Origin of the sequence: Lysinibacillus mangiferihumi, assembly GCF_003049665.1 — a bacterium.
Lineage (GTDB): Bacteria > Bacillota > Bacilli > Bacillales_A > Planococcaceae > Lysinibacillus > Lysinibacillus mangiferihumi.
Genome location: NZ_PYWM01000016.1, coordinates 25113 through 37915 on the forward strand (window position 1 = coordinate 25113; position 12803 = coordinate 37915).

At 37.4% G+C, this 12803-nt stretch carries 9 protein-coding genes; 3 read left to right on the forward strand and 6 right to left on the reverse strand.

Features of this window, described 5'->3' with window-relative positions; translation table 11 throughout:
* Window positions 1-297: 297 nt before the first annotated feature.
* Window positions 298-1968, reverse strand: coding sequence for a HAMP domain-containing methyl-accepting chemotaxis protein (locus C9J37_RS15205; RefSeq protein WP_107896011.1), 1671 nt, complete (start codon window positions 1966-1968; stop codon window positions 298-300).
* Window positions 1969-2182: 214 nt separating this feature from the next.
* Between C9J37_RS15205 and C9J37_RS15210 the strand changes: the two genes are divergently transcribed.
* A complete protein-coding gene (locus tag C9J37_RS15210) occupies window positions 2183-3349 on the forward strand; it encodes an FtsW/RodA/SpoVE family cell cycle protein (RefSeq protein ID WP_235617132.1) in 1167 nt (388 codons plus the stop codon).
* Between the two features lie 172 nt (window positions 3350-3521).
* Here C9J37_RS15210 and C9J37_RS15215 read toward each other — a convergent pair whose 3' ends face one another.
* A complete protein-coding gene (locus C9J37_RS15215) occupies window positions 3522-4874 on the reverse strand; it encodes an aspartate aminotransferase family protein (RefSeq protein WP_107896013.1) in 1353 nt (450 codons plus the stop codon).
* Between the two features lie 312 nt (window positions 4875-5186).
* Here C9J37_RS15215 and C9J37_RS15220 point away from each other — a divergent pair, with 312 nt between their 5' ends.
* Entirely contained in the window at window positions 5187-6755 is a 1569-nt protein-coding gene (locus C9J37_RS15220) for a PucR family transcriptional regulator (protein ID WP_107896014.1), read from the forward strand.
* Window positions 6756-6846: 91 nt separating this feature from the next.
* Here C9J37_RS15220 and C9J37_RS15225 read toward each other — a convergent pair whose 3' ends face one another.
* The gene (locus tag C9J37_RS15225; RefSeq protein WP_107896015.1) at window positions 6847-7647 is read right to left on the reverse strand and encodes a carbon-nitrogen family hydrolase; all 801 of its coding nucleotides are present in this window, start codon (window positions 7645-7647) and stop codon (window positions 6847-6849) included.
* A 912-nt stretch (window positions 7648-8559) separates the two neighbouring features.
* Between C9J37_RS15225 and C9J37_RS15230 the strand changes: the two genes are divergently transcribed.
* A complete protein-coding gene (locus C9J37_RS15230) occupies window positions 8560-9729 on the forward strand; it encodes a pyridoxal phosphate-dependent aminotransferase (protein WP_107896016.1) in 1170 nt (389 codons plus the stop codon).
* A 318-nt stretch (window positions 9730-10047) separates the two neighbouring features.
* Here C9J37_RS15230 and C9J37_RS15235 read toward each other — a convergent pair whose 3' ends face one another.
* Genes C9J37_RS15235 through C9J37_RS15245 form a run of 3 tightly spaced genes read right to left on the reverse strand, consistent with a single transcriptional unit; the run spans window position 10048 to window position 12591 of the window.
* Window positions 10048-10899 carry a MetQ/NlpA family ABC transporter substrate-binding protein gene (locus tag C9J37_RS15235; RefSeq protein ID WP_107896017.1) on the reverse strand — a complete coding sequence of 284 codons (852 nt, stop codon included), beginning with the start codon at window positions 10897-10899 and terminating at the stop codon, window positions 10048-10050.
* A 20-nt stretch (window positions 10900-10919) separates the two neighbouring features.
* On the reverse strand, window positions 10920-11588 hold the full coding sequence (locus tag C9J37_RS15240) for a methionine ABC transporter permease (protein WP_025218541.1): 669 nt from the start codon (window positions 11586-11588) through the stop codon (window positions 10920-10922).
* On the reverse strand, window positions 11581-12591 hold the full coding sequence (locus C9J37_RS15245; RefSeq protein ID WP_107896018.1) for a methionine ABC transporter ATP-binding protein: 1011 nt from the start codon (window positions 12589-12591) through the stop codon (window positions 11581-11583). The genes C9J37_RS15240 and C9J37_RS15245 overlap by 8 nt, the downstream gene beginning before the upstream one ends.
* Window positions 12592-12803 lie beyond the last annotated feature (212 nt).

The following is a 12803-nucleotide window of genomic DNA, read 5'->3' on the forward strand; positions in this document are numbered from 1 at the left end:
GAACAATTGTACTTCTCAGAAGTACAATATTTTATACTGAAACATTGATTTAATAACACTTCTGATGCATTTCATTATAATGTGTTCATATAAAAAACACAACAACAATCTATACGAGTTTCAAAAAAGGACGTGAAACCCCTTGTTATCAGTATATGGTTTTTGATAAATATTGTGCTGTCTCACAACACAAAAAAACACATTTGTTCTTTCCAAAAATACAATCATTTATTTTTATCATAAAAAAAGAACCTCTTTACACATTCATAAAGAGGTTCAACTTTTTTTCTTGTTCCATTAAATTGAAAAACGTTTAACAGCAATTTGCAACACCTTTGAAACTTTTCGTAATTCTTTAATTGTATGATGAAATTGTTGCTGAGCATTTAATTGATCTGTCGTTAACTTCGCTACATGTTTAGTCGAGGCTGCATTCGTATCTGAAAGAGCTGTTAACATACCTGCATCTTCGTTAACCTTCTTTGTATGTTCAGCTATATCTTGCACTGTCGTCGATACTTCTACAATATATGGCTGAATGATATTGACCTTTTCTAATATTTGATCGAAGCTTATTGCAGTTTCTGACGTTACATTTACACCTTTTTCTGTAGCACTTAGTACACCTTCCATCATCTTGACAGCGTAGTGAGAATCGGTTTGGATATTTTGTACAATGGACGTAATGGTTTGAGTTGAATGTACTGTTTGCTCAGCTAGTTTACGTACTTCGTTGGCGACGATGGCAAACCCTTGCCCGTGTTCGCCAGCTCTCGCCGCTTCGATGGACGCATTTAGCGCAAGCAGATTGGTTTGAGCTGTTATTTTTTCAATTACTTCAACCATATGGTCGATTGTAGAGGCTCTTTCCACTAGTTTAAAAATAGCTATATTTGATTTTTCAACAGCGCGCTTTATGGCTTGAATTTGGGTTAAATTCGCCTGTACAATATCTGTACCACTTTCTGCTTCACGGGCAGTCTCATGTGCAAAGCTCTCTACAAGCTGCACTTTTTCTAAGACAATCTGTACACCGTTTAATACTTCTTCTAATGAGGCAGAATTGGACGCTAATTTACTAGTAGATGCAGTAGTCAAATCTGCAATACTTTGCACATCCTTTGCTATTTTTACTGTAGCTGTAGAAGATCGCTCCGAGGATTCTTGTAAATTTTCTGTCATTCCAGCAACCTCTTGCGCACTATTTGTAACCGTATGTAACAATCGCTTTACTTCTGTTGCCATCTGATTATATGACAATACAACTTCTCCGAGCTCATCATGCGCCACATAGCTCGCATTGGCTGTAAAATCACCTTGTTCTGCACGTTTTAACAGTGATTTCAATTGACGTGTCGGTACATTAACAGCCTTTGTTGCGATGAAACCAATGAAAACGACTAATAGTACGACAAATGTACAAACACTCCCCAATAACCAATAACCAAATTGCACATCCTTTTGGTACGCTTGTTGCTGTTCATCAGCTCTTTGAACTAAATAACTCTGCGTCTCTTCTAAAATGGCATGGCTTTGTTGGCTAACCGGTAAATAGGACTGCTCATAAAACTGCTGACGTTTTTGCGTATTTAACTGCTGATAACTTTCAACTAATTCTATCTGCTGTGAGAATACCGAATTATACTTCTTTACTTGATGATTCATTTTTTTATCGATTACTATTTTTTCCAAATTACTTAAAGGCTGTTCAATATTTTTTAGTATAGCTGCCATCTCTTGATATTCTCCACCTGAATCCATTAAATAATCCAAGTGTCGTTGTGCTTCCTCAAGCTCATTAAGCCATCCAATCGGTACAAGTGCCTCGGTATAACTTTCGCTTGCATGCCATGACATTTTCCGTAAATAATCCACACTAAATATACCTAGTAGGACATTCGATAATACACAAACAATCATGAGTACAAGCAGCTTATCTTTTACCTTAATATAACGAAAAAAATGCATTATTTTCGGCTCCTTCTCCAACTATTACCATTAATCATAGTATGGAGATATAAAGCTAGTGTTATGTTTTTGTAAAATTTTCTAATGCAATTACAGAACATACCATTCTTTAATAAATTAGACACAATATAAAAACGTACGCAACCTTCTTTACATTCTATCGTTTACTATTAATAGATAATTTTTACAAATATGAAGGGGAGGTGTTTGACTGTTGCAGTTAAAAAAATTAGATAGCAGTTTAGCAATAAGTCTATTGCTGCTAGGTATTACTAGCTGCCTCTTCGTACATTCTAGCAGTACAGCGTTTGAACAGTATTCAAGTCTGTTTATCATTAAGCAAATTATCTATTATAGTATGGGCTTTTTAATTATGTATGGCATAGCAACACTTGATATTGAGCAACTAAAAAAAATCGGCTGGCCCTTTTATTGGGTTATAGTAGCGCTAACATTTGGATTATTTATCGCACCGGAAAGCATCGCACGCACAATAAATGAAGCAAAATCTTGGTATCAGGTTCCACTTTTAGGGTCGTTCCAACCATCAGAATTTTTGAAGTTCGCATTTTTAATTGTTGTCAGTAAAGTGATTGTCGCCCATCAAGCAAAATATGTGCGTCCTTCCTTTTTATCAGATATGCGATTGCTATTGATGATTGGCATCATTACACTTCCACCAACACTCGCTGTATATGAGCAACCGGATACAGGCATGGTTATGTTATATGTGGCGATGATATTACCGATGATTTACTTTTCAGGTATCCAAACAAAATTACTCGTCATTTTCACAGCTATTCCTGTGACCATCGTTGGTGCAATCGTTATTCTCTATGTAAAATTTAATGATTTTTTTACAGAAAAAATACTAAGTAAGTTATCTGGGCATCAAGTTTCCCGTATTTACGGGTGGTTACAACCTTATGAATATACGGATTCCTCCTTTCAAACTAGACAAGGCTTTATGGCCATCGGTACAGGAGAATTTACTGGTAAAGGCTATTTACAAAATAATGTCTATGTTCCAGAAAAGCATACAGATTTTATTTTTTCTGCCATCGCTGAAGAATTAGGATTTGTTGGAGGAGCCTTTGTCATTACATTATTATTTTTTGTCATTTATCGTATTGTTCTTATTACAGTAGAAGCAAAGGATCCATTTATGACCCTTATGGGTGCGGGTATCTCCAGTTTATTAGCATTCCAAATTACACAAAATATTGGCATGACGATTGGACTTTTACCTGTAACCGGTGTAACGTTACCGTTTTTAAGTTACGGAGGTAGTTCACTACTATCAAATTTCATGTTAATGGGTATTGTTATGGTTATCCATAATTCTTATAGCGGCTATATGTTTAAAACCTCACAAGTTTAGGAGGACGCATTTATCGATGAATACTCATGTAAAGAAGCGAATTGTCTTATTACTTTTCCTGACAGGAGGCGTGTTGTGCATACTCATTCTTCGCCTAGCCTTTCTGATGCTTTAAAAGCTGTCCTGAAAGCCCTTGATAGCGACTTTAAGTGACAGCTTTCTTTGTACATAATTATATTTTTTTAATATTTTCAATAACAACTTCAATTATTTTATCTAAATCATGTTGGACAATATTAAGTGGTGGTGATAGCGTTAGAACATTGTTAAACCCTGCTACTGTTGCACCATTTTTCCCGATTATCACACCCTGCCCTTTGCATGCAGCAATGACAGCGTTCACTTTATCCACTGGTAAGGGCTCTTTTGACTCTTTATCTACGACTAATTCAATTCCTATTAATAAGCCTTTGCCGCGTACATCTCCAACATTTGGATGTGTATTTAAAGCTTGCTGAAGTGTTTGGAGTGTACTAGCTCCCACTACCTTGGAGCGCTCGAATAATGCTTCTCGCTCTAGAATTTCGATATTCTTCAATGCGACAGCACAGGCTACAGGAGAGCCACCAAATGTATTGACATGGCGGAAATAACCATATGCATCCGAACCTGTAAACGCCTCATAAATTTCGCGTTTCACTGCCGTTGCTGATAATGGTAAATACCCACTTGTAATACCTTTAGCCATTGTGATAATGTCAGGCTTCACCCCATAGTTCATAAAACCAAACGGCTTTCCTGTGCGACCAAATCCACAAATGACTTCATCGACAATCATTAATGCCCCATGTTTTTGACAAACCGCCTCGATGCCCTTCATGTAATTTTCCGGTGGCATGATTACACCACCACCCGTAATAATTGGTTCTAAGATCATCGCAGCAATCGTATCGCCAAGTTCCCATGTCATTAACTTATCGACAGCCTTGACACTTGCTAGCTCAACTGGAGCTGTTGCATCATTTTCTGGATCTCGATATAGGTCTGGTGGCGCGACATGAATAAATCCTGGTGTTAGCGGCTCATATTTATATTTTCGTTCTGCTTGCCCCGTTGCAGCTAAAGCTCCAAACGAACTTCCGTGGTAAGCCCGATAACGTGAAACAATTTTATAGCGCGCACTTTGCCCTTTCTGCTGATGGTATTGGCGGGCAATTTTAAATGCTGTTTCATTTGCTTCAGAACCACTATTCGAAAAGAAAATAACATAATCGCCACCAAGCATTTGATTAATCTTTTCAGCTAATTCAACTGCAGGTAAATGCCCTTGCGATAGAGGTGCATAGGCGTTTTTCATCATCTGCTCGTGTGCAACATCTGCTAATTCCTTCCGTCCATAGCCTGCATTGACACACCATAAACCTGCCATCGCATCAATGTATTCAACACCTTCCGTATCAACGATTCTTGCCCCATCCGATTTCTCTACTATATAAGTGGCTTGCGGATTATAAGGCTTCATTGAATGCCAGACATACTGTTCATCTTTTTTTAATACGTCACTCTTCAGATTTGTTTGAACCATTTACATGCACCCCTTTAATTTATAATGTTGTTCCATTATTAAAGCAGTTTGTATTGTTCTAGCGAATGTAAAAAACGACCTGCTGTCACCCCTTTTTCAAAATTGCACTAATTCTTACAAAGAATTTTACAACTTTTAGCAAAACGAAGGAATAGACAACTTGTATAATTCTATGACTTTGTTTTAAACATAATGTAAAATTAGAATAAACTTTCTTTAAAGAAGATATTTCGTAAAATACTAGCTAAATATTCACAGTTGTCGTAAGTTACTATTTTTTATATCATGCAAAACTTTGAGTGGAGGGCTACGATGAGTCAATTTAAACTTCAAGTGAAGGATGTATTAAAAAATGAACACTTTCAAAGTGCAGAGGTCATTGCAGGAAAAGACGGATTATTACGCATTGTTAAGTGGGCACATGTTATTGAAATTGTGCAAGTGGATAATTTCTTAGCAGGGGACGAATTAATTTTGACGACGGGGATTAGTTTACAGCATCATCTTGAGGACTTTATCTTTTTCGTCGAGATGTTAATTAAAAAAAACTGTGCAGCACTGTGCATAGAATACGGCACTTACTTACAGACAATACCTGAAGCGATACAATCACTGGCCAATCGCCATGATTTTCCAATCATTGTATTTCATGAGACAGTGCCCTTTGTTCGGATTACACAGGATTTACATAGCCAAATTATGAATCAACAATATTTCATGATTTCTTCATTAGAAAATTACGCACAAACGTTAAACAAAAATGCCCTTCATGGACAAAATACTGACGACATTTTGCAAACAATTTATCATACATTACGTACACAAATCATTTTTTCCATTAAAGACCGAGACGTTATCTTTTTCCCAAACATGCCTCTAGCGAAACGACAGCAATTATTAACGTTGCCACAATCAGCGCCACAATTTAAACATGCACCTATTTTTATTGTTGATCAACATTATGCCGATTTGACCCTTTATCGAACGGATGGATTATTTTCTGAATTTGAATTACTCATTTTAGACCGGACAGCAACGGCGCTTGCCCAGCTTTTAATGCGTGAGTTCTATATAGAAGAAAAAAGAGATATTGAGGATGCCACTATTTTAGCGGATTGGATTGATGACAAGCTGACGAAAGAAGAAATCTATAAATTTATCGTATCCCATCATGCTAACTTTACACACTATAGTAATGCTGTCTTTATTTTATCGTCGCCTTATACAATGATGAAAGGTCAAGAGGATATTGTGTATAGCAAACTTTACTATAGAAATTTATTTGAACAAAATGGTTTTATCCCCTTTTTGTTCGAGCGAAAGAGCTACGTTGTATTTATCTTACTCCACACTAAGGATTGTAAAGCGAGTCGTGATTTATTAAATTCGCTCTTTTCTACGCTCCAGACAACGGATTTTTATAAAAAGCAGCAAGCACAGGGCTATCAACTAGCTATCGGTAAGATCGTAGCGGATGTCGAGGAAATTCCGAAGAGTTATCAAACAGCTTTGGAAACATTATATATTTGTCGCAAAGTTCAAACGACATCATTTTTTTATGATGACTTACATTTATATTACCTAATTTATAAATTACAAATGCAAGTTGACTTGCAAGAAGTCATTCAGGATTATTTACAGCCTGTGATTGAATATGATAAAAAATACAACAGCAAGCTGTTAGAAACACTGCAAGTCTACTTACAAACGAATGGCTCGAAACAACAAACAGCAAATCAATTGTTTATCGTGCGACAAACACTCTATCATCGCCTAAAGAAGCTTGAAAATTTGCTAGGAGAAAATTTCATGAAAGGGCACAATCGGATTACACTTGAGTTTATGCTTCTAGCCCATTCGTTAATTGAAGATAAGAAATGAAATTAGTCAGAATTGTTCGGGTGACTGGCACCACACGCAGGCATGTTGCAGCTTACGTTACACGCGTTCCCATAGGGGTCTTTGTAAATTTTCAGAATTGTTTCGGTGACTGGCACATGCTATACAATCCTGGTCTGCGGTCATCGTACACTGGAATTCTGCCGCGCACTTCATCGACAATTGAAAAATCAACATCAATAACTGCTACTTCTTCATCGTCTGCTCCAATCCATAACACTTCTCCCCAAGGTTGAATCACCATGGATTGCCCATTAAAGTTTTCTACTTTGTTGGCAATACGGTTAACCGCAATGACGAAGCATTGATTTTCAATCGCGCGTGCCTGCAATAATGTTTTCCAATGGTCAATACGTGGTGTTGGCCATTGGGCTGGCACGAATAACACCTTTGCGCCTGTTAATGCATGCGCTCTCAACCATTCTGGAAAGCGAATATCATAGCAAATAACGCCTGCCGCCTCAATATCTCCTAGTGCAAAGCGATTCATTTCATCGCCTGCTTCTAAAAATAGATGTTCATCCATCAAACGGAATAAATGTGCCTTACTGTATTCGCCAACTTGTTTTCCATCTTTATCAAACGTATACATCGTATTGAAAAATTTATCGCCCTTCTTCGTTGCCACAGAGCCCCCGACAATATGTACGCCAAGTTCCATTGCTAAACCTTGTAAAAATGCTTTCGCTCGTTCTCCATCCACATCTGCAAGCTCAGGTAATTTTTCAAGCGCGTAACCTGTATTCCACATTTCTGGAAGCACAATAATTTCTGCACCTAATGTTGCAGCCTCACGAATCTTTTCTTCAGCCCTTGCAAAATTCTCTTCCACTTTGCCAAATCCTACATTTAATTGAATACAACCTATTTTCATTTTTCATTCCCCCTGTGTAAAAAATAGTTTTTAAATTCGAGGTATAAATAGCTTTAAACATTGCCAAAAGCGCTGATCCTACTACCGCTTTTCTACTGTTCATTATACTACAGTTAAAAGTGCACTAATTTAGATTTTTTGCACAATTGGTCGATTCCGTTAGCTAACAGGCTCCAATTTTACTTAGACCCACTTACACTAAGAATGTCATATTTTAACCTATGTACGGTTGAAGAAAATCAAATTCGGATATCTTTTACTTCCCTTCCATTTTTAGCGTTTAATGACAATAACCATGTTTATTGCTATATTTAATACATACATAAACGACAGATTTTTCGATATTATACGAAGGAGGGTAACATCATTTATGGGAAGTACATTATTCGCTTTTTTGCCTCTTTTAAGTTTATTCATCTACATAGCGCCAGTGATTTTTATCATTTGGTTTCTCCTTAAATTTCTTAAAATACAACAGGAACAAGTCCAAATTCTTAAACGTATATCTGATAAGTTAGATCAACGCTAAAAGGATGGGATTTCCCATCTTTTTTAGTTACTCTACTATTTTTCTAAATACATATTAGTAAAACCTCTCTCTTTTCGTAATGAAATACTTTTCTTCTATTATTTTGATTCATCCAATGTATGATGACACAGACAAAGTATGTCAAACAATCGAAGGCATTTTACAAGAACTGTCAAGTAAAGGCTATACATTTATTACCGTAAATGATGCAAGATATATAACATAAAAACAGCATTAGTTTTGAACGAATCTTCTTTTCTAGCCTGCAATATAGTGAAGCGCAACTTATTTAGCCATATAGGGTCTAGACAATCAGTTGAAAAAGTAATAGTATTTGCAACATATCTACAATAATTATTATATTCTGAAAAAGGTGAACATTCATGAAATTATCTAAAAAACTCCAACAACTCCCTACTCAATTTTTTGCAGCACTTGTGCAAAAGGTCAATGCTGCATTAGCAGAAGGGCGCGACATTATTAATCTTGGACAGGGCAACCCTGACCAGCCGACCCCTCCTCATATTATTAAAGCGCTACAAGAAGCGGCCGAAAACCCCCAGCATCATAAATACTCTCCATTTCGCGGGATAGTCGAATTACGTCAAGCTGCTGCTGATTTTTATAAACGCGAATACAATGTAACAATCAATCCCGATACAGAAGTTGCGATTTTAGGTGGTACGAAAATTGGACTTGTTGAGCTACCAATGGCCGTGTTAAACCCTGGTGATTCAATGTTATTACCTGACCCTGGGTATCCCGATTATTTATCTGGTGTGGTCTTAGGAGAAGTTCAATACGATGTCATGCCACTTTTTGCGGAAAATAATTTCTTGCCTGACTATGATGCATTGTCCGACGAAATAAAGGACAGAGCTAAGCTTCTTTACTTGAATTACCCAAACAACCCTACTGGCAGAACAGCAACGCTTGAATTTTTTGAAGAAACTGTACGTTTTGCTAAAGAACATCAGATTATTGTAGCACACGATTTTGCATATGGTGCTATTGGCTTTGATGGCAATAAACCCGTAAGCTTCTTACAGGCAGACGGTGCCAAAGAGGTCGGCATCGAGCTATATACATTATCAAAAACCTATAATATGGCTGGCTGGCGCATCGGTTTTGCAGTCGGTAATGCCCAAATTATCGAAGCGATTAATCTTATTCAAGATCATTTATTTTGTAGCCAATTTCCAGCAGTTCAACAGGCAGCCGCTGTCGCTTTAACATCTTCACAAACTTGTGCACAAGAGCTTAGTGCGACATATGAGCGACGTCGTAACGTATTAATCGAAGAAGCACAGCGCATCGGTTGGCAAGTAACAGCGCCAAAAGGCTCGTTTTTTGCATGGCTCCCTGTTCCCTTAGGCTATACGAGTGAACAATTTGCCGATTTATTGCTCGATAAAGCTGATATTGCAGTAGCGGCTGGCAATGGCTTCGGGCAGTTCGGCGAAGGCTATGTACGTGTCGGTTTACTTGTAAGTGAGGAACGCTTACGGGAAGCGATTAGCCGTATAGAAAAACTTAATCTGTTTAAACAATAATTCAACAATGAGGCTGGGACATAACTAAAAAAATTTTAGGAACAGAGGAAAGGTGTTCATAAATTTTTGCTATATGGAGAACTTAGCTTTAGCTATTCTTGCTTTTGCAATAAATAAAAAATTAGAAGTGTTCACTAGTTGTTGGTAGCGAAGGCGGTGACTCCAGCTCAGAACAGCACAGAACGTAAGACGCTGGCATTCCGCGGGTTAGCGAGGGTTGCGGCTTACTGTGCTGAGCGGACAACAGCGGCGCAGCAAAAAAGGTGTTAGATTGACTGCCATCAATCTAACACTTTTTCTCTTTTGTCCCAGCCTGTTTTATTTACGATTTTTCATCCATTCTGGTTTCCCAAAGCCTTTGAAGTCTGCATCAATCATTTCTTCAAATTTTGCTGATTCTACAATTTCAACTAGGTCCTTTGATAATTGCGAATCTTTATTTTCTGCCTTTACCGCGATAACGTTGCGGAATTGGTCAGGCATATTTTCTAAAAATACAGCATCTAGTAAATCTAATCCAGCCGCTAAAGCAAAGTTACCAGGAACTCCTGCTAAATCAACACTTTCTACTGTACGTGGAAGTGCTGCCGCCTCAATCGGTTGGAATACTAAATTTTTGTCATTTTTCACAACATCTTTTTCTGATGCTTTTAATTCTTCGATTTTAGGATCAATCTCGATTAAGCCTTGTTCTTGCAATGATAACAATGTACGTGCTGCATTAGAAGGGTCATTGGCAATTGCCACTGTCGCCCCATTTGGAATTTCATCAATCGATTTATATTTGTTTGAGAAGAAGCCCATTGGCGCTGTCGGCACAATAATTAATGGTTCTAAATCCATGTTGTTCTGTTCTTCAAAGTTTTCTAAGTAAATTGTATGCTGGAATAAGTTTGCATCAATATCACCATTATCTAAAGCTTTGTTCGGTTGTACATAATCACTGAATTCTACTAATTCTACTTCATAACCCTTTTCTTCAAGTTGTGGAATAATCGCTTTTTTCAGCATATCACTATAAGGACCTGCTGTTGCACCTAATTTAATCGATTTGCTTTCCCCTGCTGCATCTGAACCTTTTTTTGAATCTGCTCCTTTGTCGCTTGCGCCACATGCTGCTAAAACAACAGCAAAGATGATTGTCAAAAATGCTAATAACGATTTTTTCATCTTATCAATCTCTCCTCTTTTTATCTTTTATCAATTGATTTTGCAAACCAGTCACCTGCAATTTGTATCGCTTGCACGAGCAAAATGAGTATCGCAACGGTAGCAATCATAATTGTATTATCATAACGGTAGTAGCCGAATCGAATGGCTAAATCACCAATACCGCCACCACCAACTACACCTGCCATTGCAGAGAAAGCTACTAAACTAATCACCGTGACTGTCACTGCTTGAATGATGCTTGATTTTGCTTCAGGAATTAAGACATCCTTAATTATCATCCACGGCGTTGCTCCTACTGCAATAGACGCTTCTATTACCCCTTTATCAATTTCTCGTAACGACGTTTCCACTAAACGTGCAAAAAACGGAATGGCTGCAACCGATAAGGAAACACTCGCTGCAATAGGTCCAATTGTTTGTCCAACAAGCAACTTCGTTAACGGAAATAAAGCAACCAATAAAATGATGTATGGAATCGAACGAATCAAGTTCACCGCAAAGCCAAATACGCTTTTAATCAATCGATTTTCCCAAAACAATCCCTTATCCGTAACGAATAATAAAATACCCAGTGGTAGACCTAATACAATCGACACAGATAAGGAAATACCAATCATAATAATGGTTTCTTGAAAGGCCTTTAATAGATCTGGAACCATATCTATAAAATGTGTAACATCAAACATGCAAAACCACCTCCACAATCGCACCACGTTCGGTCATATAGGCCCTAGCTTTCGCTAACTCGCTGTCCTCACCTTGTAGCTCCATTAAAAAAATCCCCAGTGGTCGCTCTTGAATGTACTCGATTGTGCCATGAAGGAAATTCCCTTTTACCTCAAAACGTTGCATCGTATCTGAAATAACACCTTCACCTGCAACATTTCCTTTGAATAAAATTTTAACGATTTGACCCCGTACGTCTTTTAGAATTGTTTTTGGAATATCAAAAGATACAACACTACTAATAAACTCCTGTGTTAAAATCTTTTGGGGACTGGCAAAAATATCATACACGTCCCCTTCTTCTATAACTTTTCCGTCCTGCATCACAGCCATACGATTACAAATTTCCTTCACAACATCCATTTCATGTGTAATAAGGACAATTGTTATGCCTAACTTTTTGTTTATTTCCTTTAATAATCGTAAAATTGACACTGTCGTTTTTGGATCGAGAGCTGATGTTGCTTCATCGCATAGCAACATCGCCGGATTGTTTGCTAAAGCTCTGGCAATACCTACTCTTTGTTTTTGACCACCACTAAGCTGTGCAGGATAAACATCTCGTTTTTCTGCTAAACCAACCATCTCTAGTAGCTCATCCACTCGAGCAGGAATCGCATTGGCTGGCATACTCGCTGCTTTTAAAGCAAAGGCAATATTTTCGCCAACTGTTTTTTGACTGATTAAATAAAAATGCTGGAATATCATGCCAATTTTTAAACGGGCTAAACGCAGTTCATTTCGGGATAGCTTCGTTAAATCCTTACCATTTATTAATATTTCACCACTAGTAGGTCGTTCTAGTAGATTTATACAACGCAGGAGGGAACTTTTCCCCGCCCCCGAATAGCCTACAATACCGAAAATATCACCACTATTAATTATTAAGGATACATTATCTACACCAACAACCTCTTTTTTCTTTGCGCTATAAACTTTTGATACATTACGAAATTCGAGCATATTGTTCTCCTTACTCAATTATTCAACATCTAAAAACCTACTATTCTAATATGTTTTATAGAATAGTTTGAATTATGTTATTTGTCAATCTCTTTTGACAATAAGCTTATCCCCCATTATCTAATTTCCGTTTAAAACGATGAATATTGAGCAATATCTCGAAATTTCACAGTAAAACTAACAATGCAAGAAAAAAAAGAGCACTATTGTTC